Raw genomic sequence first — 21458 nt, 5'->3', positions numbered from 1 at the left:
GCGCGAGCGGGCAGGCCGGTGCCGGGCGCCGCGGCTGTCGAACATGATGCGTTCAGGGCCGGCCTGCCGTCCAAGGCATCGCGGCCTACCCAGAGGCGTCGGGACAGCGCTGCGGCTACGCGCCAAAGACCGGACATCGCGATCCCGTAGCTATCGATTGCCGCGCCCGAGGCGTCGCCGCCGCTCTGGCAGTGCCTCAGTCCAGCGGCAACGACGGCTGCAACGGCTCGATGCGCCCTTCCCCCCGCACGATGCGCTTGAACTCCGCGCGGGTGACGGACACATAGCGCTCGTTGCCGCCGATCTCCACCTGCGGCCCGTCCTGCAGCGCGTAGCCGTGGTCATCGACGCGCACGGTCATCGTGGCCTTCTTGCCGGTATGGCAGATGGTCTTGATCTCGCTGAGCTCATCGGCCAGAGCCAGCAGGTGCTGGCTGCCTTCGAACAGTTCGCCGCGGAAATCGGTGCGCAGGCCATAGCACAGCACCGGGATCCGCAGTGAATCGACGACCTCCGACAGCTGCCACACCTGCGCGCGGGTGAGGAACTGGGCCTCGTCGACGAGCACGCAATGCAGGCTGCCTTCACCGTCCACCTGGCTGCGCACGCAGGCGAGCAGATCGTCGCTCCGGGCGAAGGCCGTGGCGTCGGCGGACAGGCCGATCCGCGAGGCGACACGCCCGACGCCTGCGCGATGATCCAGGCGCGGGGTCAGGATCGCCACCCGCATTCCACGCTCGCGGTAGTTGTGCGCGCTCTGCAGCAGCGTGGTGGTCTTTCCGGCGTTCATCGCCGAGTAGTAGAAGTACAGCTTGGCCATGGGGCCATTCTAATCCCCACCTGCTTTCACTCCTGCGGCGGCGCGTCCTTCATCTGCTCGAGATCGCCTATCTCGACGCTGCCGGCGCGCGGCGTCTGCCAGGTCGCATCGTGCCAGGCCTGGTAGGCCTCGGGATCCCAGAACTTTTCCGCGTAGTACTCGGTGCCGTGGATGAGATGTTCATCCCCGTCAGGCCCGACCAGGCTTATCCACAGTGCGCCGGACCTGGAGCCGGTGCGGCTTCCGGTCATGCGCGCGCGTTCGCGTCTGAGCACCTGCGCAATACGGGGTTTCGCAGCAGGATCGCCGTATTCGGCGTACACGCTTTGCCCGCGTTCGAGTGCCGACTGCCGCTCTGCCGGCTCGAGCTGGTGCCAGTACAGCTCACGGAGCGATACGAAGCCTTCATAGCCGCGCTCGGCCGCGATATCCATCCAGACGTATGCGAGCGCGCGGTCCGCCGGCCGCCCTTGGCCGTTCCACAACAGCTCCGCGATCATGACCTGCGACGGTTTGTCGGCGTAACGCGCGGCACGGACAAACCAGCGCATGGCTTCCTTGTGGTCTCCCCGTTTGAAGGCCTGCCAGCCCCGGCCTCGATAGAGAAGGTCGGGGTGCGCGGCCAGGAAGCCGGCTGAACCCGTGAGCATTTGTTCGCGATGTTCAGATTTGCCGGACTGCGCCGACGCGACCGACGTGAGCAAGACGCTCAACAGCAGCCCTGACAGGATTCGTCTCATTTCTTGGCCTCTCCCTGGCTCGAACCCGCATTCTGACCGCTGCTGCGGGTTTCTCAAGTGTCCACGCTAAACTGCGCGTCGTTGTTTCGCCTGATTCGGATGCACGGTCTCAACCCCCAACAAGCTGCGGCCCTCGGCCATGTCGAAGGTCCGTTGCTGGTGCTCGCCGGCGCCGGCAGCGGCAAGACGCGCGTGATCGTCGAGAAGATCGCGCACCTGATCCAGTCCGGGCGGTATCCGGCCAAGCGGATCGCGGCGATCACGTTCACCAACAAGTCGGCCAAGGAGATGCGCGAGCGCATCGCCAAGCGGATCCGTGGCGATGCCGCCGAAGGGCTGACGATCTGCACCTTCCACGCGCTCGGCCTGAAGATGCTGCAGATCGACCACGCCAAGCTCGGGCTGCGTCGGGGCTTCTCGATCTTCGATGCCGACGACAGCGCCTCGCAGATCAAGGACCTGCTGCCGGGCGTCAAGCCCGACGTGGTCCAGCTGATGCAGGGCCTGGTGTCGAAAGCCAAGAACGCCGGCCTGTCGCCCGAGCAGGCCCATGCGGTGTCGGTCAGCGCGCGCGAGTTCGAGGCGGCGGCGCTGTATGCGCGCTACCAGGAGCGTTTGACTGCGTTCAACGCGGTGGATTTCGACGACCTGATCCGCCTGCCGGTACAGCTGCTCGAATCCGACGAGGACGCGCGCGATGCGTGGCGCGAACGCATCGGCTATCTGCTGGTGGACGAGTGCCAGGACACCAACGATGCGCAGTACCGCCTGCTCAAGGCGATTGCCGGCCCCAAGGGCAACTTCACCTGCGTGGGCGACGACGACCAGAGCATCTATGCCTGGCGCGGCGCGAATCCGGAGAACCTCTCGGCGCTGGCAGACGACTATCCGGACCTGCGCATCGTCAAGCTCGAGCAGAACTACCGTTGCAGCAACCGCGTGCTGCGCGCGGCGAATGCGCTGATCGCCAACAACCCGCACGAGCACCCCAAGACCCTGTGGAGCGCGCAGGCCGATGGCGAGCGCATCCGCATCTGGGAGTGCCGCGACAGCGCCCACGAGGCGGAGAAGGTCGCCGGCGAGATCCATTTCCTGCAGTCGGCGCGCAAGGTGGAATGGAGCGAGTTCTGCATCCTGTTCCGCAGCAACCATCTCTCGCGCCCGCTGGAGAAAGCGCTGCAGCTGCTGCGCGTGCCCTACCACCTCAGTGGCGGCACCGCGTTCCTGGATCGCGGAGAGGTCAAGGACGCCATGTCCTGGCTGCGGATGCTGTCGAACCCGGACGACGACTCGGCCTTCCTGCGCGCGGTGCAGTCGCCGGCCCGCGGCGTCGGCCAGACCTCGCTCGCCCGGCTTGCCGAGCTGGCGCGCACCGCCGACATGCCGATGTCACGCGCGATCGAATCGATGGGCCTGCTCAAGCAGCTGCCGCCGCGGGCGGCAAATGCGCTCAGCGAGTTCGCCGACATCCTGCGCGGACTGCGCGAGGATGCGCGCCGGCTGCCGCCGGGCGACTTGGTGCGCCAGCTCAACGAGCGCTCGGGCCTGATCGCGATGCTGCAGGCGCAGTGCAAATCCGAGGACCTGTTCCGGATCCGCCGCGGCAACCTGGACGAACTGGCCGACTGGTTCGAAGGCGCCCGGGGAGCCGGACCCGGCGAACTCGCCTCGCAACTCGCCCTGCTCACGCATGCCGACAAGGGCGATGCGGGCAACCAGGTGCGGCTGATGAGCATGCACGCGGCCAAGGGCCTGGAATTCCGCTACGTCTTCATCATCGGCATGGACGACAACACCCTGCCGCACGAGTCGAGTATCGACGAGGGCCGCATCGACGAGGAACGACGCCTGCTCTACGTGGGCATCACCCGGGCCAAGGAACAGCTGTGGCTGAGCTATCCGCGCGAAACCCAGCGCTGGGGCCAGAAGCTGCGACTGACCCCGAGCCGCTTCTTCGAGGAGCTGCCGGCGGCGGAGATCCAGCGCGACGGCGCCGATCCGGTGGCCGACGCGGCGCGCAAGCGCGAACGTGCGGACCACGGATTCGCGGCGATCAAGGCGCTGCTGGAAAGCTGAGAGGGCCAGCCGGGCAGCCGGCAGCAGGCAAGGAAACCGGCAACCATCGGGCCTTGGCGGCCCTTGCAGGATCAGGCCGGCAGGCGTGCAGCCAACGCGTCCAGCGCTTCGCGCAGGGCGGTGACTTCCGCCTCCAATGCCTCCACGCGGGCGGCCAGCGCGGGTTCGGTCGCGGATCCCCCCGACTGGACGCCTGCCGCGGCGGCCGCTTCGACATCCACCGGCCCGCACAGCAGGTGTGCATACCGGTCTTCGCGGCGACCGGCCGAGCGCGGGATCCGGACTGCCAGACCCTTGCCGACCAGTCGCTCGAGGTGATGCCGCGCATCCTCGGCATCGGCGAAGGCGTGCAGTCGCTCGCCGCGCGACACCAGTTCGCCCACGGTCTGCACGCCGCGCAGCATCAGCAATGCCAGCAGCACCACCTGCGGCTGCGGGATGTCGAGCGCGGTGCCGAGCACATGCTCATGCCGCTCGGCGCGCGAGGAGAACGACTGCCGGGCGAACCGGTGGCCTTCCAGCTGCCGCAGGGCATGCTGGACATCGCCGAACGAGACCGACATCACCGGCTCGCGCGCGGTCTTCTGGTTGGCCGCGCTCTGGGCGGCATTGACCGTAAGTGGATAGACATCCGGCGTGGTCGCCTGCTTCTCCACCAGGCAGCCGAGCACCCTGGCCTCGATCGCCGACAGCCGGGGCCAGCGGTCCTGGGGCGGTGCGTGTACCTGCGTTTCCATCACATCATCGGTCTTTCGAAGGGGCCTCAGGATGCCGGCGCTGCGCCCGGCTGTCATGTTCGGCGCGAGCACGCCCGGTAAACTGACGCATTCACACGAAGTTGGACCCGCCATGCGACTGCCCAAACCCGCCCTGCTCGCGAGCGCCTTGCTGCTCTCCGCCTGCACGCCGAGCGCGCCCGCCGACACCAAGGGCGCGCCGCCGTCGGCTGCACCGGCAGCGGCCCAGTCCCCCGCAGCGACGGCGCCCAGCGACAACCTCAATGCGGTGCTGTGGATCCAGCGCTCGGAGGAATACCGCGCCAACAGCCTGTCGATCTTCCGCGCCGCCGCCGATCATCTCGACGCCGCGCTTGCCGAGAAGAACTGGGACGCACTTGTGCCCGAAGAGCGCGAGCTGATCGGTACGGCCACCGCGCTGCCGCCGGCCGTGATCATGGACATCGACGAGACCGTGCTCGACAACTCGCCCTATCAGGCGCGTCTGATCCAGAACGGCCTGGAATACAACGACATCACCTGGGCGCAATGGGTCGCCGAGAAGAAGGCCAAGCCGGTGCCGGGCGTGCTCGACTTCGCCAGGGCCGCAGAGGCCAAGGGCGTGACCATCCTGTATCTGTCCAACCGCGCCCAGCATCTGCAGCAGGCCACGCTCGCGAACCTGCGTGCCGAAGGCCTGCCGGTGAAGGACGAGAGTGTGTTCCTGGGCCTGGGCACCGTCGTCGAAGGCTGCGAGCAGCACGGGACCGAGAAGACTTGCCGCCGCCGTCTGGCCGGACGCGACTACCGGGTGCTGATGCAGTTCGGCGACCAGCTGGGCGATTTCGTCGACATCCTCGCAAACACCCCGGAAGCCCGGACCGCGCTGCTGGACGAATACGGTGACTGGTTCGGCGAACGCTGGTGGATGCTGGCCAATCCCAGCTACGGCGGATGGGAACCGGCACAGTTCAACAACGCCTGGAACCAGCCGGCGGGTGCACGGCGGGAAGCCAAGCGCGCGGCCTTGGACCTGGCGCGCTGAGTTCGTCGAGGCCGGCCGGCTGACGCCTGGCCGGTTGCTCCCGGCCAGGCGTCCAGACGACGCACCTGCGCCACCGGCCGGTTGCCTGCCACGATGCGACCGGGGTCGCAGAACGGCGCAATCTAGGGTTGACCCCAGAGTGTGCAGGTCGAGCACGGCCCCTACCTTCGGGTAGGCCGCAAGAGCGGCAAGCGTGTTCCGCCGGCCGTCCTGCCCCCGGAGGCAACCGTGTCCCCTCCCCAGCTCCCGGGCCTCTCCGGCCTGCCCCGGCTACCTCCGCTTCCGGGCCTCGGGCTCGGCCGTGGCGGGCCATCCAGCCTGGGCAACGCGTTGAGCCAGCACTTCGGGAGCTTCATGCAGGGGGCACCGGGCCGCATGCTGCCGGACATCTTTCCCGGCACCCGTGCCGGCGGAACTCCCGCCGCCGCCGCGAATACGCCGGGCGCCCCCGCGCCCACGTCTGCGGCATCGAGCCCCGGCCTTCCGAGCCTTCAGCTGCCCGGCGGCGTGACGATCGCGCCCCCGCCGGGCCCGCCCGCCTATGCGCCCGCAGCCGCGGCGTCGTCCGCGCCGACCGCTGGCCATCCCGGAAATCCGGGACTCTCCGGCCCCGGCCTGACGGGGGCAGCCGGGAATCTCCTCGGCGGGGTCGCAGGCACCCTGCGTCATCTGCTGGGGGCGCCAGCGCCCCAAACCGGTCCGGCTTCGCCGTCCGACAACCAGACCGGCGCGCTTTCTGGACGCGGAGCCGGTCCGGGCACAGCGCCAGGAACTGCCAACACGCCAGGCGCTCCATCAGGCCCCGGCAGCGTGCCAGCCCAGGCTACGGCCACCGCGGCGAATGTAGTCCGTTCGCTGGCCAACGCGCTGCCCGCAGCCTCGCCTGCGCCTGCGCAGGGCGCCGCTGCGCCCGTTTCCACGCCGTCGAGCCAGTCCCCGGCGCCCCTGGCGCAGGCCACGTCCCAGCCGATGCAGGCGCCGCTCGCGGCGCCGCCCCAGCCATCGCCGACCACGCCCGCATCCGTACAGGCGCCTGCCACGGGCCCACAGGCTGCTCCGTCAGCCCAGACGAATACAGGCGCGCCGCCATCGCAAGCGGCAACCACGGCGCCTGTGCCGGCCCAGGCACAGCCTGCGCGTGCGGATGCCCCGATGGCTGCCGCCACTGACCGCCCGGCGACTGCGCCGCCGGCGCAGGCCCCGGTCCAGGCCAACCCGGCCGCGCTCGCCCAGGGCGCCTCCCTGCTTGCAGCCGTTCCGCTGGCGGCGACCGTGGCCCAGGCACCGGTCGTGCAACAGCTCGCCGGCAATCCCCAGGCCCAGGCGCCGGGGAATCCCGTCGCGGGAGCCGCCGCGCTCGATGCAGGCGGCGCGGCGCGCGTGGAACTCACCGGCGCCGGAACCTTCACCGCCGAGGGCCCCGGACTGCGGCGGCGCGAGCGCATGAAAGCCGGCGCGCACGTTCTGGGGCAGTGGATGCTGGCCGCAGCCCAGGGTCGCCTGCACCTGGTGCGCCCCTTCGATGCGGATACGCCAAGGGAAGTGGCCAAGGCATTCCAGTGGCTGTTCTGGGTCCTCGCGATCGTGGCCTATGGGTGCCTCGGCCTGGTGCTCGTGAGTTTCCTGCTGAGCTTGGGCGAGTTGCCGTCGGCCCCGGTCATGCGCCGCTGGACCGGGGAATTCGCGTTGTCCGGCCTGTTCGCCGCTGTCGGAGCCTGGTGGCTCGGCAGGCAGCTCACCCGCGCGCAACGCCCCCGTCCCGACCCGATCCGCCGCTGACTCAGCGCGCGACGAGCCCGCCGTCGCCAAGAGCAAGACGCTGCAGGTCCACACCGTTGCCCAGCAGGCCCTGCCGCACGTTCGCCGACAGGGCATCGAGCGCCTGACGATCACCGCTGCGCTTCAGCGACTGGTAGGTCAGCGCCGACACCATCGTCAGATACGCCGTCCGCTCGGCCTGCGCCTGTTTGTCGGCATCGGTCATCGCGGCGATTTCCGGCACGGCAGCGAGCGGACCGAGGAGCTGACGCCGTACCGCTCGTTGACCGGCAGGCAAACTGCGCGAATCGCGATCGTTGACGACCTCCCACGAGATCAGCAGGTGCGCAGCCAGGACATCGCCAAGGTTGGTGGGGTCGTATCCATAGCGACGCAGGATCCTGTCGAATTCACGCAGCATCTCGCCCGAGCCGATGACCTTCTCCAGATCCGCGACCTGCTGCGGGTTGCGGCCGAAGGCGCGGATCGTCTCCTGCTGCACGCGCTCACTGACTGCCGCATCGCGTCGGAACGACAGCGCCTCCACCGCCCGTGCATCGACCTGGGTCGGTGCGGACCGGCTGGTGGCCTGCTGCAGAGCGCGTCGGACACTGGCATCGCCGTCGGCGGCGGTGGCCGACGTCGCCACCGCGCACAGCAGTACGAACGCCCAGGCCATCCAGCTGTAACGGGCTTTCGCAAGAGGCCTCTCGGTCATGGGAAATCCTGTGATCTGAAAACGCATATTGGGTTTCACGCCCCACGTCTCGAATGGAGCCTGCTGCGAGACACGTTCAACGTTCGACGAATCCTTCGCCGGTCAGGTCGAAGCGCGCGAGATCGTTGTGGGACAGGCGCAGGAAATCCTCTCGCACCGTTTCCCGAAAGACAGCGATTCCATCCGCGTCCTGGCGCTGTCGAACACGCGCGTTCTCGCGCATTAACACCGCCGCCAGCAGCTCGTAGAGTCGGCGCTGTCGCAAACCTTCAGCAGACCGTTCGAAATCCGCGGCCTTGCTCCACAGTGACTGCATCTGCTGCTGCAGCCCGCGCACCTGCTCAGGCGATGCGCGCGTGCCGTTGTAGGCCTCCCAGGACGCCACAAACAACATCACATTGGCCGGAATCAGCTGGCCTCGCGTCAGCCCGCTCGCCTGGTAGCGCGCCTGCAGCAATGCATCCGCATCACCCGATTCGACGAACGCCGAGACATCCTGCACCGGCAGACTGGTGAGCTGGGAGTAGCCGGCCACGAAGTCCCGGTCCACGCCCGAGGCATCCGTCTCCCGCGCGCTGGCAGTCTCCCGGCCCGCCGCGGATGTCGACGCACGGCCGGAGAATCCCTCGCGATAGGCCTTCATGAAATCTGCGTCGAGTTGCGCTGCATCAGTAACAGGGGCGTCGGCCTCGGCAGCCGTCGCCGCACCCCCGCCAGGACTACCGGAACAGCCAGTGGGGGATCCTACTAACAGTGCGATCAGCGTGAGGACACTGGAACGCATCGACGCCCCCTTCAATCGCGCTCGGCGCGCGCGTCGCGTCGCCCCATTTCTGTGGCCCACGCGTTCGCACTGGCGACGCCATCGGCCGCGACGCGTCGCGCATACTCGCGGCGTAGCGCCGCCAAGTGCTCATCCCGCGACTTGCCACTATTGGCGTAGTCGTCATCCTTGCCGGGGTGAGGCTCAGGCAGATCCTTGGGGGCGCTCCGCATCGCGGATTGTGACAGCGCGTTCTGCCCGTATCCCATGCCGAGATCAAGCGTGGCGCCCGGATCGTACTGGGCCATCGCCAGCGACCACGGCGCCGAGGCACACAACAGCGCCAATGCCACGCGGCCATTGCGCCGCCACCGCACGGGGCACCTGAGCGCCTGTATTCCAGATTTCGCATTCGTCATCACGTATCTCCGGATGGTCACCGACCGATGCTCGCGCGACACCCGTCATCCCGATGTCGCAGCACCCGGTTGGGCAGCGGAAATGAAGAAGGGCAGGTGCAAGCACCTGCCCCTCCAGTACCGCGCTCGCGAACGATTACTGCTTGCGGGCGTTCGCTGCCAGACCTTCACCGATCGACTTGATCGCGGTCGAAATGGTGTTCGACAGCATGTTGAACATCTGGGACTCAGCCTGAAACTCCGTCTGCGTTGCGCTGAATTTCTGCGCATCGTCCTTGCCGGTCAGTCCGTTCAGTTTCTCGCTGAGATCGTTGAGCTTCTGGGCCTTCTCGCCGAGGATGCTGCCCATCGCCTTGGCGATGGCCACCAGCCAGCTTTCACCCTTTCCGCCCTTGCCCTCACTGCTGATGCTGTCGAGGCCGGTCTGGGCGATCTGCAGATTCACTTCGAAGTTGACGCTCATTGGACGATCTCCTGGGTTTCAAAGTTTTGGAAAACACGTGAATCCGTCTAACCGGCCGAGTCCGCCGCGCATTGCCTCTGCTGCATCAGGATGTTCGAGCCGCATATCGCTGATGTGCCAATCGTGCTCGTCGTGTGAGGCACCGGCAACTAGGGCGTACCCTAGAAAACCACTGCCTTCGCTATTCAGTCATGCGGCCGTACGTTCGTTTCCGCCGCCCTGTGCGGCCAGCCACGTGCGCGCCGCCTCCTCACCCTCCTCTCGCGAGATACGTGCGAACTCAAGTGCACGCTTGACGCCTGGATTGTCGAAGACCCGGCAGCTTTCCGCGAATGCTTGCTCGACCTCGTCGCTGCCCGCCTGATCGACCAGGCCGCTGGCATGCAGCACGCCCAGCGTTTGCGCCAGACTCGCGCGGATCTGCGCCGCGTCGGAGGGATCCTGCAGTGACGACATGTTGTCGAGCGACTGCTCCATCTGGGCCAACATGCTTTCACGACTCGCGGCGTCGATATCGCGCTGCTCGCGTAGTTCCGCTTCGAAACGCTCGAGCAGTGAGGCGCGCAGTGCCTTGAAATCGGTGGTCGGACTGGATGCGGATGACATGCGCTGAACTCCATTCTTGAGGCGATGCGACGGAGCACTTCTGCCTGGCGTCGCACCGCGGGTGCGGTTTACGTCAGGCTGCAGTCTGGACGATGAAGCCTTCGTAGTGGGTGGCTGCTGGCGAGCCCGTGTCGATGATGCGGTCCCGCCACCGTCGATGCATCTAGGTCGGGCCCTAGGCCTTGGATACCCAGAATGAAAAGCCTGCAGGGTGACCTGCAGGCTTCTTCGGTATGGCAGTCCGATGGCAAGCGGGGACGCTCAGGTGACAGATGCCTGGACCGAGGTCAGCGAATCCACCATCCGCCTTGCATCGCTACCCTCTCGCTCACCCATCTCCCGGGATCGCTCGCCCAGCCAGGCATCCGCGGCGCCCCGGCCGTCGGTCTCGACGCGCCGCTCGTACTCGGGCACCAGGGCCTTGAGTTCGGCCTGCACGGCCTCGAGGCGTTCGTCCATGTGGCGAATCAGCGTGTTCTCGTCATCCGCATCGATCGCGCCCTGCTGCCGGAGCTGGGCAAGGGCCTCGATCCACGACTGGCGCTGCGCCTGCTGGTCGTGCTGCATGGCCTAGTTGCCGCCGATATTGAAGTTGAAGTTGAAGCCGCCCTTGAAGCCTTCACTGACCGCGTCCTGGGCGGACTGCGGCAGACCCAGACCGTCGAACAGGCCACTGAGGGCGGAGTCGAACAGCTGGCCCACCAGATCGCCGAGCATGTTGCCGACGATGCTGCCGAGGGGACCGCCGAGCGCGGTGCCGAGCAGGGATCCGATACCGGAAAAGACGTCGCTGGACATGATGGAACTCCTTTGAGGAAACGTAAGAAAGCGGTGGAATCCTGCGCGCTGCCCCGGCCTGCGGATGTGCGCGACTGCAGCTGTAGTCTCTTTCGCGCATGGCTGCGTGACAGCTAGGTCGTGCCCCATCTAGGGTGCGCCCTAGCCGTCGCCCGGCGTATAACCTTGCCCATGCCCTCGACCAGTCCAGCCGCCGGGTCCGTAGCCGTGGATGCGTCGCCACCGGTCTTCACGCGCGCCGACCTGCCTGACTCCGGACGGGACTACCCTGCACTGGAGTTCCTGCGCTCCCGGCGGCTGCGCCTGCAGGGGTTCGCGTTCCGGCATGTCATCGACCTGCTGCAGCTGGGACGCGAAGAACGCGTCACGCGCATGCTGCTCGACGATCCGGTCGCCACGCTCGACGATGCGATGGGTCTGGTGGTCTGGGCCAACAAGCTTTATCGCGAGCGGCCAGGACTCGGTCTGTGGCACACCTGCGATCGCGCAGGACGTTTCATCGGCATGTTCTCGCTGACACCGAGCGGGGACGCGCAAGACGTCGCGATCGGTGTGCGCCTGCTGCCGTCCGCATGGGGCCGCGGCTATGCGATCGAAGGTGGAGCCGCCCTGTGTGGGCACGCTTTCGACACCTTGGGCCTTCCCGCGCTGATCGCACAGTGCGCGCCCGGCAACCGGTCGGTACCGCCGCTGCTGGCGCGGCTGGGGTTCGAGGAGACCGCGGCCGGCGAACAGTTCGGCAATCCGGCGCGGCGGTTCCGCATCACGCGCCGGGATTGGCGCGGCCTGCGCCCACGCCGGCTGGCGATGCGCCAGTCGCGGCCCGAGGGATGAGGCGTTCGCGGTCAGCCGTGATAGTGCGGATCGATCGTCAGCGTGCCGAGATTGTGTTCGGCAAAGCGCTTGGCGAGCTGCGGGCCGGCCTCGCGGATCGCGTCGAAGCTGTCACGCGAACGACTGTCTGCGCGGAGGACCCAGCCGTCCGCGCTCTTGCTCAGCAGTAGATCCGTGCCCGGTAGCGTGGCGTCGGCCATGCGCAGCAGCACCTGTCCGTCGCCGCCGGGATCGCGGGCGTCATGCACCGCCATCTGGCGCACGTGCTTCTCCATCATGTCGAAAAGCTGGCCCGCATTGGCGGACGCCGCCGCGGGCGCTGCGGCGGATGCGCCATCGCGCAGTGCCATCTGCGCCTGGAGCATCGCAGCCGATTCCATGCCCTGCGACTGCATTCCGAATGCGTGCTCATGCTGCTGGCGGAACGTGCGGGCATCGACGGCTTCGCTGACCGACTGCCGGGTGCGTACCGCCTCATGCTGCCCGACTTCGTCGGCGAGCACGCCCTCCGACAGTTCGCCCTCGCCCGCCAGAGCGCCATCCGTCGATGAAGGATCGCCGCGCAGAGCTGCCGGCATGTCACCGCGTGCCTGCTGCATCATCGAGCGGAACTGGTCGACGCGCTCGCGCGGCGGCGTTTCTTTCGTGTCCGTCTTGGCTTCGCGGTCGACCTGACGGTTGCGCGCCGCCTGGTCCGGCGGCCGGGAAGCGGAATCGTTGCGCTGCACGCTCATCGTGGTCTCCTCGTATCGTGACTACTGCTGCCGCGCCATGTAGCGCGCCTGCATCAGATCTTCGTTGACGGCTTCTTCCTGACGCGCCTGCAGACCGCGCTGCTCGTGTTTCCATACATCGCGACGTTTCTCGAGCGCATCCTCGCGCCCCTTCGCGCGGAAGAACGCATCGCGTGCTTCCTGCAGGGACGCCTGCGCCTGACGGACGGCGTCCTGCGCCTTGGACAGCCGCTGCTGGGCACCGAAGATGCGCTCGCCGAGCAGATCGATGTGCGCCTCGCGTTGTGCAAGCGCGGCCGGCCATGGCACGCCGGACGGCGGCGGGTCCATCAGCTGTGCGCGGTGGCCACGCCGGTCCTGTTCCAGACCCGTCAGCTCGCTCTGGACCCGGGTGCAGGCATCGATGCATTCCTGCAGCGCACGCTGCCTCTCGACCACAAGCTGGCGCGCGGCGGCGGTGCGATGCGCGCGCAACTGCAACAGGGTCTGCAGCGGATAGCGCTTCATCCGAAGAGATTCCGCAGTGCGCCGGATGACGCGTCGAAGGGCACCAGATCGTGTTCCGACTGCTGCAGCAACTGGCGGATCGGGCCGATCTTCTCGATCGCGATGTCCGCGTCCGGATCGGTGCCGCGCTTGTACTCGCCCAGCTGCACCAGCAGTTCGATGTCCTGGTGCTTGGCCAGATACTTGCGCAGCTGGCCGGCCGCCTTCAGATGCGCCTTGTCGACCACGCGGGGCATGGTACGGCTCAGGCTTGTGAGCACGTCGATGGCGGGATAGTGATAGGCCGCTGCGAGCTTGCGCGACAGCACGATGTGGCCGTCGAGGATGGAGCGCACTTCCTCGACGATCGGATCGCCACCGTCCTCGTCCTCGGCCAGCACGGTGTAGAACGCGGTGATCGACCCCTTGTCGTTGTTGCCGGCGCGCTCGAAGAGCTTCGGCATCTCGCTGAAGACCGACGGCGGGAAGCCGCGCCGCGCGGGCGGCTCACCGATCGCGAGGCCAACGTCGCGCAGCGCGCGGGCAAACCGGGTGACCGAGTCCACCAGCAGCAGCACGCGCCGGCCCTGGTCGCGAAAATGCTCGGCGATCGCTGTGCCCACCCACGCAGCGCGACTGCGCTCCAGCGCCGGCCGATCGGATGTCGCGACGACGACCACGGAACGGGCGAGCCCCTCCGGGCCAAGATTGTCGGTGATGAATTCGTTGACCTCGCGGCCGCGCTCGCCGACCAGCACGATCACGTTGACGTCCGCATCGCCTCCGCGGGCAAGCATGCCCAGCAGGGTGCTCTTGCCGCCACCGGCGACCGCGAAGATACCGATGCGCTGGCCTTCGCCGGCGGTCATCACCGCGTCGATGGCGCGCACGCCGGTCGCGAAGGGACGCTCGATCAGGTTGCGCGACAGCGGGTTCGGCGACGCTGCATAGATCGGCCCATCGACTGTCGTACCGAGGCTGCCCTTGCCGTCGATCGGCGCGCCATGCGCGTCGAGCACCCGTCCGAGCAGGCCTTCGCCCACCGGCACCGAGGCCTGCTTGCCGGTCGCGTAGACCTCGGTCGTGGCTGCGATGCCGTCGAGCGGGCCGAGCGGCGTCAGCAGCGTGTGTTGCCGGGCGACCCCGACCACTTCGGCGGCGAGCTCGAAGCTGCTGTCGCCCGGATTGCGCAGATAGCAGAGCTCGCCGATCGCCGCGCGCAGACCGGTCGCCTTGATCAGCGTGCCGTAGGCCTCGCTGACGCGACCGACCCGTTCGATCGTCTGCACCTTGCCCAGCGCCTGCAGCAAGGGATCACCGGCGGCCACCGTGGCGCCTGGATCGTCGAGCAGCGACAGTCGCGGATCGGGACTCATGCGCCCGCCGCAGCGCTTGCCTGCGCCAGTGCCGCGCGGATCGCTTCGATCTGCTGACTCACGCCCGCACGGACCTCTCCCGCCTCGGACACGACCACACAGCTGAGCGGGTCGAGGCTTTCATCGTCGACCAGTTCGATGACGCCCACGCCCGGGTGGGCCTGGCGCACTGCACCGAGGCCCTGGGCCACGCCGGCGCGGGCATCGGGATGGACGCGGATCATCAGGAACTGTTCGGCCTGCGCCGATTCGACTGCACGCATCACCAGCGCGGGCACGACCTGGGACGCGTCGAAACCGGGGGCGATGCGGGCCACGATCGCGCATGCCAGATCACCGATGCGTCCGACCGCTTCGCCGAGCACGCGCGCGCGTCGCTCGTTGAGCGAGGCGAGCTGTTCGGTCATCTGCTGCTTGACGCGCTCGAGACCTTCGGCAAAGCCTTCCGCATAGCCCTGCTCCCGGGCTTTCTGTACCTCGGCTTCAGCCTCCTGATACAGCGTGTTCACACGGGCGAGCAATGTGTCGAGGTCCTCCAGCGATTGCCATTCTGCGGCGCGGACGATCGGCGCGGACAGGCCGCGATCGTACTGCCGACGCTCGAATACCGACACCGCGCGGACTGGCCGCGCGACGCTGGAGATTGGAGCGGTGGCTTCGGAACTCGACATACGGTCTCCAGACTTCAGGCAGCGATCGCGCGACTGTAGTGGTGCGCATGCACGACCAGCAGCGGCTTTTCGGGGAGGTGCGCAGTCGGCAGCTCCGTGGGGGGATGGATGAGGCGGGCCCAGTCGGCCAGCGCGGGTTCGCGCTGCGCGGCCCAGGCCTGCAGTTCGGCGCGCCCTTGGAGTTCGAGCAGGTCGAACAACCCATGTGGAGGCGACGCGCTTGCGAGCGCATCTGTCAGCGCGGCGCACAAGCTGGCCTGGAGCGCCGGATCGACCCGTGCGTCCCAGATGCTGCGGTCGAGCGCAAGCAGGTAGCTGCCCGCCAGCTGTGTCTTGAGCCGCTTCACCGCATCCCGGCTGACCTCGGCGCGGATGGCCGGCGCATAGGCGAGCACACCGAGATCGCGATGGAGCGCGGCCAGACGCACCGGACTCCAGCGCTCGATCAACCCTGCAAAACCGTCGGGCGAGGGCGCCAGCAGATGCGCTGCGGGCCCCGCCTGCAGAGCACCGACCAGGAGGCGCCGGCCCAACCGGCTCCCGCGTGCACGCTCGAGCAGGCCGGCATCGAGCGCATCCCCCGTGGCGTCGTGCCAGCGCGGATCAACCCCGGCGAGCAGCGCCTCCAGTGACATGGTCAGCCCTGCCAGCGCGCCGGGGCGGCCTTGTCCGCCGACACGGGCTTGCGCGCCTTCAGCCGCCCTGCGAACGCGAATGCAACGCCAAGCAACGCCACGACGAGCGCCGCGATGACGATCGCCACCGGGCTGGCCCCAGACAGCGCCATCGCGGTGCCGCCGGACTGCGCGGTCTCGGCGGGCGCCGGCATGGAGACGAACTTCACCGAAACCTGGTTGATGTCGGTCAGGCCTTCGACGCCGTCCTTGACGACGATCTTGATGTCGGCCTCGCGGTCGCGGACGTTGGCGCCGGGCTGCTCGAAGATCCAGACCGCCGCCGAGGTCTTGCCGGTGGCGCCGCCCAGCGGATCGCGCTCCGGCAAGGCCAGGTGCACGCGGGCCTGGGCAACGCCCGGCAGCATCGACAGGGTCTGGGTGATCTCCTGCTGCAGGGCATGCAGGTAGCGGCCGCGCTCGTCGGTGGCCGAGGACGCGAAACCCTCCTTCTTGAAAATGTCGCCGAGGTTCTGGAAGTTCTCCCGCGGCAGGCCCCGGGCCCGAAGCACGTCCATCGCCTGCGGCATGTCGCTGTCGGCCACGAACACGTCCCAGCCGACCTTGCTCGCGGCGGGCTTCTTCTGCGCCTGGATACCGGACCCGATGAGGGCCCCCATCATCTCGTTGGCCTGGCGCTCGTCGACCGAGCTGTAGAGCGCGGTTCCGCCGCAGCCGGCGAGCAGCATGCAGGCGAGCAACACGCCCATCCAGGCAGGCCATCGTTTGGAAACGTGTCGAATCGATGCGGGCATGCCTGTCACCTCGCTCATCAGGACTGCTGGCGGAACAGCTGCTGGATGCCGTCGGACGTGCGGTTGGCCACGTTCGAGGTCATCTCGCACTGGAACAGGAAGTGATGCGACTTCATCGTCATCTCGATGACCTGCCCCGGAGTCAGTTCACCGGTGTTCTGGCTCATCGTCTTGGCGAGATCGTTGATGCTCTGCGCGCCACCATTGAGGTTGTCCATCGCGGACATCAGCATGCGTACGCCTTCGGACGGCTCGGAAGCACCGACGCCGGCAACGCCCTGCGATGCGTTCGCCGCCGCCGGGGCGCTGCCCGCGCGATCCATCGCCTGCGCGAACTGCCCGACTTCGTAGGCGGCCGCCACCGGCGAGTTGGCGCCGGCTCCTGTTGCCCCCTGTGCCGCGGCTTCAAGCCCTGCGGCCTGGATTGCGTCGACCATGATGTTCTCCTTGCTCGTGTGGACTGCGGACGCCGCTTACTGCTTGCGACCCAGGGTCTCGAGCGCCTGGCCGACGCTGTTCTGCGAGGTCGAGGCATTGTTGGACAGGAACTGCATGCGCAGGCTTTCGGCAGTGAGCTGGACGACGTTCGACGGTTGATCGCCGCCCTGTCCGATGACATTGGACAGATCGGTGATCTTGGTCGCCTGCTGGTCGAGGGTCTGGCCCCAGGCGCGCGACATCGCCTCGTACCAGCTCGAAGAGCTGCCGCCGGCCCTGCTGTTGCCACGCACGCCGGTGTCGTTGTGCATGGAAGCGCGGCCGATGAAGTTGCCGATCGTGTCGTTGTTGATGGTGGTCATGCGAAGTACTCCTTTCGACTACCTGACTTGGAATGTTGCAGGATGCGCGGCACCGATCGGCCGCATGGAATCTAGTGACGCGTCGTCGCCGCACCTTCGGCAGCCGGCGTTCGCGCAACCCGGTCACCGGCATTGACGTTCGAGACGACCGCCGCGAACCGCGGGTCCACGCCGTCATCTCCCGCGTCGCCGTCCGCCGCCGCAGGCGCCTCGGCTACAGGCGGCGGGCCCGGGATGACCTTGGTCAACTGACCGTCGGCGCTCAGCACGTGAGCGAACTCGCCGATCGAAATGAGCTCGCCCTTCCCGGGAATCTTTTCCCCCGGCACGAACCGCGTCCCGTCCGACGCCAGCAGATGCGGGTTGGCGCCGCGCACGATGGAGACGATGTGGACCTCGGGCGGCTCATTCGCCTGCTCGAGTTCGTCGGCCGGAATCGCACCGCCCGGGGTTCGCGGCACGATGCGCTGGACGCCCGGGATGTCGGCCACCGCACGCGACCAGGCGATCCGTTCGATTTCGGCGCCATCCTTGAACTCGCCGACCACTTCCACATCGCCATTGCCGACGTAGCGCGCCTGAACCGGGATCGAATGGCCGCGAAACATCTCGGCGACATCGCTGGCGATGTTCTCGCCGGTCCGGATCTGCAGCGTGGCGTCGATGTTCTCGGCGCGCACCTGATTGCGCAGCCGCTCCAGTGTTGCGCTGTCGTCGACGGCGCCGGTCACCGTGGCGCGACCGTTCGCGGCGTCACTGATCTGCACATTGGCCACACGATGCTCATCCAGAAGCGCGGTCAACCGGTCGCGCTGCTCCGCGCTGTTGTCGGGTGCCGGCAGTACGGCGGCGAAAATCGCCAGCGAAGCCAGCGAAAGCGCTGCGGCCCCGGCGATCCAGGGCAGCTTGCGCACGAACGCGCTACGCGGCGGCTGGGCCTCGTCGTCGGGGGCGAAGACGGTGACGAACGCATCCCACGCCGGGTCATCCTCGCGGCCGAACGCGATCACCGCCTCGCCGATGTGGATCGGCTGGACCGCGGACAGCTCCACGGGATCGCCCGGGTCAATCGCCTGCGCGCCGATCTTCACCGGCGCATCGAGCGCCCGCACCAGGAAGCGTCCACCGACCAGGCTCACCAGCGCGTGGTGGGCGGCCACGCCATCGTCGGCCAGCACGATGTCGCAATCATCGCCGCTGCCGACAAGAATCATCTCCTCGGACGCCAGCACGCGGCTCGCACCGGCATGCAGTCCGTCGACGATGCGCAGCACGTTGTGGGCCGTGGTTTCGTTGTGCTCGGTCATGACAGTCCTCTCCTCACCTGCGCGGTACCTGCCGACTCGACGGCATTCGCGAAGCGCTGGCGCCTGTTTGAAGCGGCTCGACTACGCATTGATCTGCCCCGCCTGCACGATGCGCAGGTCCGGCGCGAGTTCCTGGTAAGAAAGCACCGGCAGGTCGAAGAAGTCGACCTCCATGAGCTTGCGCAGGTGCCTTCGCACGTCCAGCGAACACAACAGCACCGGCTTGACCCCGGGCGACTGACGGGCCAGGTGCGCGCGCACCTCGTTGCCCAGGCGTCCGGCCAGCTCAGGGGAGATTGCAAGTTGGCTGGCACCGCCCGCCACGCGGACCGATTGCCGCAACTTGTCCTCGAGTTCCGGATGGATCAACAGTACATGCAGGGTGCGCTCATCGTCTGAATAGCGATCCGCGATTTCACGCTTGAGCGCGACGCGCACGTACTCGGTCAACAGGACCACATCCTTCTCGCGCCCACCCACGTCGGTGATCGCTTCGAACGCATCGCGCAGATTGCGCACCGGCACGCCTTCTTCGGAGAGGCGGCGCAGCACGTCCGCGACGCGCTGCGGGGCGACGACGCGCAACATCTCCTTGACCAGGTCGGGATAGTCGCGCTGCATCTTCGCAAACAGGTTCGACGTTTCCTGGATCCCCAGGAAACCGCCCATGCGCCGACGGATCGCCGCCGCTGCGTGGTTGCCCAGAACGTCAAGCGGCGCCTGAGTGCTCTCGCTCGGCGTCTGTACCCATTCGCCGGCGACCACCGCGGGATAGAACCCCGCCAGCTTCGAGGCGTTCGCTGCGGTGTCGGGCTGCGGTTCCAGCACGGCATCGCTGCGCAGACGGCCCGTTGCGATGCGCGCGCCGAACGCGGTGAGACGGTATTCGTCTTCGCCGAGCGTCGGCACGATGCGCAGCGATGGCACCGGCACCGGCACGCCGTATTCCTCGCGCAGACGCTGCGCCACATCGACGACCCGCGCTTCGAGGTTGTGGCCGCCGAGCGTCTGCGCCAGCAGTGGCGATACCTGCAGTTGCAGCGGCGGCGGCGGCGCCAGGTCGTCGCGTTCCACCGACTGCTGTGCATCCGCCACGACCTCTTCATCGGTGACACGGAACGCGCGGCGCAGCAGTTCGAACTGGTGGCGGTAGTGATAGGCGCTGAATGTCAGCAGTCCAACGCCGAGCACAAGGAAGACCGCCCAGGGAAAGCCGGGAATCAGCGTCATCAGCAGCGCGAGGATGCCGGTGATCAGGATCACCCGCGGCTGGCCCGAGACCTGCCGCGTGATCGCGTCGCCCAGATGGCGGTCGTCGATCTCGCCCGTGGTGCGCGTGACGATGAGGCCGGCGGCGATCGTGGCAAGGATCGCCGGGATCTGCGACACCAGGCCATCGCCGATGGTCAGGATGCTGTAGACGTGGGTCGCCTCGGCCAGCGGCATGCCGCGCTGGAGCACGCCGATCGCCAGACCGCCGAGCAGGTTGATCAGGATGATGACGATGCCGGCGATGGCGTCGCCCTTGACGAACTTCATTGCGCCGTCGAGCGAGCCGTGCAGCTGGCTTTCGGTCTCAAGCAGGCGGCGCTTGCGGCGCGCTTCATCCTTGTCGATCAGGCCTGCGCGCAGATCGGAGTCGATCGACAGCTGCTTGCCCGGCATCGCATCCAGGGTGAAGCGGGCGGCGACTTCGGCGACGCGCTCGGCGCCCTTGGCGATGACGATGAACTGCACGACGGTGATGATGAGGAACACCACCATGCCGACCACCAGGTTGCCGCCGGCGACCAGGTTGCCGAAGGTCTCGACGATGTGGCCGCCCTCGGCGTGCAGCAGGATCGAGCGGGTGATCGCGATCGAGATGGCTAGCCGGAACAGCGTGGTCAACAGCAGCACGCTGGGGAAGCTGGAGAACGCCACCGGCGTCGGAATGTAGATGCCCAGCAGGAGCAGGCCGAAGCCGATCGAGATGTTGACCGCGACCAGCGTGTCGAGGATCACGAGCGGCAGCGGCAGGATCATCACGCTGATGATCGTCACCGCCGCGAAGGCGAGGACCACATCGCTGTAACCGAGCTTGGCGCGGGGGGCGGCGCCGGCGGGAGCCCCGGTCAGCGTGGCGAATAACGCTCTCATCCGGGCACCGTCAGGTCGGGCTGGCGCCATGGCGTCCCTGCGTCGCTTCCCGAACCGGGAAACGCGCGGGAACCGGGGGTCCCACACCTGCTGGTGTCCATTCGGCGCATCTTGCCCCTGACCTCGTGCGTCACATTGTGCCCCTGTACGATAGCCGGGCTATGTTATGAACAGGTCAAACCAATGTTGCAACCACGATCCGATCAAACTGTGCTGCCGGGGTGAAGACAGCCGGCGCAAGTCTCCGGACTGCAGCGCCAGGCTCACAGCGATTTAACGATGTCCGTCGATATTGACCGGCAGTTCAGGGGACGCAGCAGCAGCGGATGAAACAGGGGTTTGCAGATCTTCAGGGGCCATATCGGTGACGAAATTCACTGAATGGGCTCCCACGCCGATCGCGAAGACACGGCCGCCCCGGGATTTCACCAGTACGAGGCGTTCGCGGGGTCCAACGGGCAGGATCTGCACCACCGACAACGGGGCATCACTGCCCGACAAGCCGTAACGCCGACGCAGAAGACGCAGCAGGAACAGCAGGCCCGCGATGATCAGTACCAGCGGAATCAGGATGGCAAGCAATTCGCCAATGAATGAATCACCGGGTGTTGGCGCGGCCGCGGCGGGAGCGACGCCGGCCAGCGCGAGTCCAGGGGCCAGGACGGCGGCAGCGGCCAGAGGGAAGCAGAAGCGGGACGAGCGTGCGTGGACCATGGGGACTCGGAGCAAGGGCACCCGGGCGGTGCGCCGCCACGTTAGC

25 protein-coding genes are annotated in these 21458 nt (G+C 67.6%); 4 read left to right on the top strand and 21 right to left on the bottom strand.

The window, feature by feature from the left end; translation table 11 throughout:
* Positions 1-196: 196 nt before the first annotated feature.
* The gene (locus EGK76_RS11275) at positions 197-820 is read right to left on the bottom strand and encodes a thymidine kinase (RefSeq protein ID WP_096296625.1); all 624 of its coding nucleotides are present in this window, start codon (positions 818-820) and stop codon (positions 197-199) included.
* Between the two features lie 26 nt (positions 821-846).
* Positions 847-1560 carry a sel1 repeat family protein gene (locus tag EGK76_RS11270; protein ID WP_123832670.1) on the bottom strand — a complete coding sequence of 238 codons (714 nt, stop codon included), beginning with the start codon at positions 1558-1560 and terminating at the stop codon, positions 847-849.
* Between the two features lie 99 nt (positions 1561-1659).
* Here EGK76_RS11270 and EGK76_RS11265 point away from each other — a divergent pair, with 99 nt between their 5' ends.
* On the top strand, positions 1660-3636 hold the full coding sequence (locus EGK76_RS11265; RefSeq protein WP_096296627.1) for a UvrD-helicase domain-containing protein: 1977 nt from the start codon (positions 1660-1662) through the stop codon (positions 3634-3636).
* Positions 3637-3707: 71 nt separating this feature from the next.
* On the opposite strand, the gene EGK76_RS11260 is transcribed toward EGK76_RS11265, so the two are convergent.
* Entirely contained in the window at positions 3708-4373 is a 666-nt protein-coding gene (locus tag EGK76_RS11260) for a DUF480 domain-containing protein (RefSeq protein WP_123832669.1), read from the bottom strand.
* 112 nt (positions 4374-4485) lie between these two features.
* On the opposite strand from EGK76_RS11260, the gene EGK76_RS11255 reads away from it, so the two are divergent.
* Positions 4486-5397, top strand: coding sequence for an HAD family acid phosphatase (locus EGK76_RS11255; RefSeq protein WP_123832668.1), 912 nt, complete (start codon positions 4486-4488; stop codon positions 5395-5397).
* A gap of 1152 nt (positions 5398-6549) precedes the next feature.
* Positions 6550-7176: a hypothetical protein gene (locus EGK76_RS11250; RefSeq protein WP_123832667.1), complete on the top strand. Its 627-nt coding sequence runs from the start codon at positions 6550-6552 to the stop codon at positions 7174-7176.
* A gap of 1 nt (position 7177) precedes the next feature.
* Here EGK76_RS11250 and EGK76_RS11245 read toward each other — a convergent pair whose 3' ends face one another.
* The 7 genes from EGK76_RS11245 to EGK76_RS11215 all read right to left on the bottom strand — a co-directional run bounded on the left by EGK76_RS11245 (position 7178) and on the right by EGK76_RS11215 (position 10922).
* Positions 7178-7873 (bottom strand): DUF6683 family protein, encoded by a 696-nt coding sequence (locus EGK76_RS11245; protein WP_123832666.1) that lies wholly within the window; start codon positions 7871-7873, stop codon positions 7178-7180.
* Positions 7874-7949: 76 nt separating this feature from the next.
* Positions 7950-8672: a hypothetical protein gene (locus EGK76_RS11240; protein WP_148087430.1), complete on the bottom strand. Its 723-nt coding sequence runs from the start codon at positions 8670-8672 to the stop codon at positions 7950-7952.
* Complete coding sequence (locus EGK76_RS11235; RefSeq protein ID WP_157745186.1) at positions 8669-9055, bottom strand: hypothetical protein; 387 nt, start codon at positions 9053-9055, stop codon at positions 8669-8671. The genes EGK76_RS11240 and EGK76_RS11235 overlap by 4 nt, the downstream gene beginning before the upstream one ends.
* Positions 9056-9191: 136 nt before the next feature.
* Positions 9192-9518: a hypothetical protein gene (locus EGK76_RS11230; RefSeq protein WP_123832663.1), complete on the bottom strand. Its 327-nt coding sequence runs from the start codon at positions 9516-9518 to the stop codon at positions 9192-9194.
* A 189-nt stretch (positions 9519-9707) separates the two neighbouring features.
* Positions 9708-10124, bottom strand: coding sequence for a hypothetical protein (locus EGK76_RS11225; protein ID WP_096296635.1), 417 nt, complete (start codon positions 10122-10124; stop codon positions 9708-9710).
* Between the two features lie 261 nt (positions 10125-10385).
* Entirely contained in the window at positions 10386-10691 is a 306-nt protein-coding gene (locus EGK76_RS11220; protein WP_123832662.1) for a hypothetical protein, read from the bottom strand.
* Positions 10692-10694: 3 nt separating this feature from the next.
* Positions 10695-10922: a hypothetical protein gene (locus EGK76_RS11215; RefSeq protein ID WP_123832661.1), complete on the bottom strand. Its 228-nt coding sequence runs from the start codon at positions 10920-10922 to the stop codon at positions 10695-10697.
* Positions 10923-11093: 171 nt separating this feature from the next.
* On the opposite strand from EGK76_RS11215, the gene EGK76_RS11210 reads away from it, so the two are divergent.
* Complete coding sequence (locus tag EGK76_RS11210; protein ID WP_123832660.1) at positions 11094-11756, top strand: GNAT family N-acetyltransferase; 663 nt, start codon at positions 11094-11096, stop codon at positions 11754-11756.
* Between the two features lie 11 nt (positions 11757-11767).
* Here the strand turns inward: EGK76_RS11210 and EGK76_RS11205 are convergent, their stop codons facing one another.
* From EGK76_RS11205 to EGK76_RS15430, 11 genes are all read right to left on the bottom strand, one after another.
* Positions 11768-12490, bottom strand: coding sequence for a hypothetical protein (locus EGK76_RS11205; RefSeq protein ID WP_123832659.1), 723 nt, complete (start codon positions 12488-12490; stop codon positions 11768-11770).
* 21 nt (positions 12491-12511) lie between these two features.
* Positions 12512-12997, bottom strand: a complete 486-nt coding sequence (locus EGK76_RS11200; protein WP_096296640.1) for a hypothetical protein — start codon at positions 12995-12997, stop codon at positions 12512-12514.
* Positions 12994-14352: a FliI/YscN family ATPase gene (locus tag EGK76_RS11195; protein WP_096296641.1), complete on the bottom strand. Its 1359-nt coding sequence runs from the start codon at positions 14350-14352 to the stop codon at positions 12994-12996. Before EGK76_RS11195 ends, EGK76_RS11200 begins: the two co-directional genes overlap by 4 nt.
* Positions 14349-15023 carry a FliH/SctL family protein gene (locus EGK76_RS11190; RefSeq protein ID WP_123832658.1) on the bottom strand — a complete coding sequence of 225 codons (675 nt, stop codon included), beginning with the start codon at positions 15021-15023 and terminating at the stop codon, positions 14349-14351. Before EGK76_RS11190 ends, EGK76_RS11195 begins: the two co-directional genes overlap by 4 nt.
* Positions 15024-15037: 14 nt before the next feature.
* A complete protein-coding gene (locus EGK76_RS11185; RefSeq protein ID WP_123832657.1) occupies positions 15038-15658 on the bottom strand; it encodes a hypothetical protein in 621 nt (206 codons plus the stop codon).
* Between the two features lie 2 nt (positions 15659-15660).
* Positions 15661-16407, bottom strand: a complete 747-nt coding sequence (locus EGK76_RS11180) for an EscJ/YscJ/HrcJ family type III secretion inner membrane ring protein (RefSeq protein WP_158613494.1) — start codon at positions 16405-16407, stop codon at positions 15661-15663.
* Positions 16408-16469: 62 nt separating this feature from the next.
* The gene (locus EGK76_RS11175; RefSeq protein ID WP_096296645.1) at positions 16470-16889 is read right to left on the bottom strand and encodes a hypothetical protein; all 420 of its coding nucleotides are present in this window, start codon (positions 16887-16889) and stop codon (positions 16470-16472) included.
* Positions 16890-16925: 36 nt separating this feature from the next.
* On the bottom strand, positions 16926-17252 hold the full coding sequence (locus tag EGK76_RS11170) for a hypothetical protein (RefSeq protein ID WP_199730902.1): 327 nt from the start codon (positions 17250-17252) through the stop codon (positions 16926-16928).
* Positions 17253-17323: 71 nt separating this feature from the next.
* Positions 17324-18559: an FHA domain-containing protein gene (locus tag EGK76_RS11165; RefSeq protein WP_123832656.1), complete on the bottom strand. Its 1236-nt coding sequence runs from the start codon at positions 18557-18559 to the stop codon at positions 17324-17326.
* 81 nt (positions 18560-18640) lie between these two features.
* Positions 18641-20698 (bottom strand): type III secretion system export apparatus subunit SctV, encoded by a 2058-nt coding sequence (gene sctV, locus EGK76_RS11160; protein ID WP_158613493.1) that lies wholly within the window; start codon positions 20696-20698, stop codon positions 18641-18643.
* Between the two features lie 273 nt (positions 20699-20971).
* Positions 20972-21412, bottom strand: a complete 441-nt coding sequence (locus tag EGK76_RS15430; protein ID WP_158613492.1) for a flagellar biosynthetic protein FliO — start codon at positions 21410-21412, stop codon at positions 20972-20974.
* Between the last annotated feature and the right edge of the window lie 46 nt (positions 21413-21458).

This window comes from Luteimonas sp. 100069, assembly GCF_003813845.1.
In the GTDB taxonomy this organism is placed as follows: domain Bacteria; phylum Pseudomonadota; class Gammaproteobacteria; order Xanthomonadales; family Xanthomonadaceae; genus Luteimonas; species Luteimonas chenhongjianii.
This window is presented reverse-complemented; position numbering and strand designations above follow the sequence as displayed.

Coding starts and splice junctions, on each gene's coding strand:
- EGK76_RS11265 (WP_096296627.1), top strand. CDS start 1,660: ATGCACGGTCTCAACCCCCAACAAGCTGCGGCCCTCGGCCATGTCGAA.
- EGK76_RS11185 (WP_123832657.1), bottom strand. CDS start 15,658: ATGTCACTGGAGGCGCTGCTCGCCGGGGTTGATCCGCGCTGGCACGAC.
- EGK76_RS11165 (WP_123832656.1), bottom strand. CDS start 18,559: ATGACCGAGCACAACGAAACCACGGCCCACAACGTGCTGCGCATCGTC.
- EGK76_RS11255 (WP_123832668.1), top strand. CDS start 4,486: ATGCGACTGCCCAAACCCGCCCTGCTCGCGAGCGCCTTGCTGCTCTCC.
- EGK76_RS11195 (WP_096296641.1), bottom strand. CDS start 14,352: ATGAGTCCCGATCCGCGACTGTCGCTGCTCGACGATCCAGGCGCCACG.
- EGK76_RS11205 (WP_123832659.1), bottom strand. CDS start 12,490: ATGAGCGTGCAGCGCAACGATTCCGCTTCCCGGCCGCCGGACCAGGCG.
- EGK76_RS11210 (WP_123832660.1), top strand. CDS start 11,094: ATGCCCTCGACCAGTCCAGCCGCCGGGTCCGTAGCCGTGGATGCGTCG.
- EGK76_RS11190 (WP_123832658.1), bottom strand. CDS start 15,023: ATGTCGAGTTCCGAAGCCACCGCTCCAATCTCCAGCGTCGCGCGGCCA.
- EGK76_RS11170 (WP_199730902.1), bottom strand. CDS start 17,252: ATGACCACCATCAACAACGACACGATCGGCAACTTCATCGGCCGCGCT.
- EGK76_RS11175 (WP_096296645.1), bottom strand. CDS start 16,889: ATGGTCGACGCAATCCAGGCCGCAGGGCTTGAAGCCGCGGCACAGGGG.
- EGK76_RS11180 (WP_158613494.1), bottom strand. CDS start 16,407: ATGGGCGTGTTGCTCGCCTGCATGCTGCTCGCCGGCTGCGGCGGAACC.
- sctV (WP_158613493.1), bottom strand. CDS start 20,698: ATGAGAGCGTTATTCGCCACGCTGACCGGGGCTCCCGCCGGCGCCGCC.
- EGK76_RS11275 (WP_096296625.1), bottom strand. CDS start 820: ATGGCCAAGCTGTACTTCTACTACTCGGCGATGAACGCCGGAAAGACC.
- EGK76_RS11235 (WP_157745186.1), bottom strand. CDS start 9,055: ATGACGAATGCGAAATCTGGAATACAGGCGCTCAGGTGCCCCGTGCGG.
- EGK76_RS11245 (WP_123832666.1), bottom strand. CDS start 7,873: ATGACCGAGAGGCCTCTTGCGAAAGCCCGTTACAGCTGGATGGCCTGG.
- EGK76_RS11270 (WP_123832670.1), bottom strand. CDS start 1,560: ATGAGACGAATCCTGTCAGGGCTGCTGTTGAGCGTCTTGCTCACGTCG.
- EGK76_RS11200 (WP_096296640.1), bottom strand. CDS start 12,997: ATGAAGCGCTATCCGCTGCAGACCCTGTTGCAGTTGCGCGCGCATCGC.
- EGK76_RS11220 (WP_123832662.1), bottom strand. CDS start 10,691: ATGCAGCACGACCAGCAGGCGCAGCGCCAGTCGTGGATCGAGGCCCTT.
- EGK76_RS15430 (WP_158613492.1), bottom strand. CDS start 21,412: ATGGTCCACGCACGCTCGTCCCGCTTCTGCTTCCCTCTGGCCGCTGCC.
- EGK76_RS11230 (WP_123832663.1), bottom strand. CDS start 9,518: ATGAGCGTCAACTTCGAAGTGAATCTGCAGATCGCCCAGACCGGCCTC.
- EGK76_RS11250 (WP_123832667.1), top strand. CDS start 6,550: ATGGCTGCCGCCACTGACCGCCCGGCGACTGCGCCGCCGGCGCAGGCC.
- EGK76_RS11215 (WP_123832661.1), bottom strand. CDS start 10,922: ATGTCCAGCGACGTCTTTTCCGGTATCGGATCCCTGCTCGGCACCGCG.
- EGK76_RS11260 (WP_123832669.1), bottom strand. CDS start 4,373: ATGGAAACGCAGGTACACGCACCGCCCCAGGACCGCTGGCCCCGGCTG.
- EGK76_RS11225 (WP_096296635.1), bottom strand. CDS start 10,124: ATGTCATCCGCATCCAGTCCGACCACCGATTTCAAGGCACTGCGCGCC.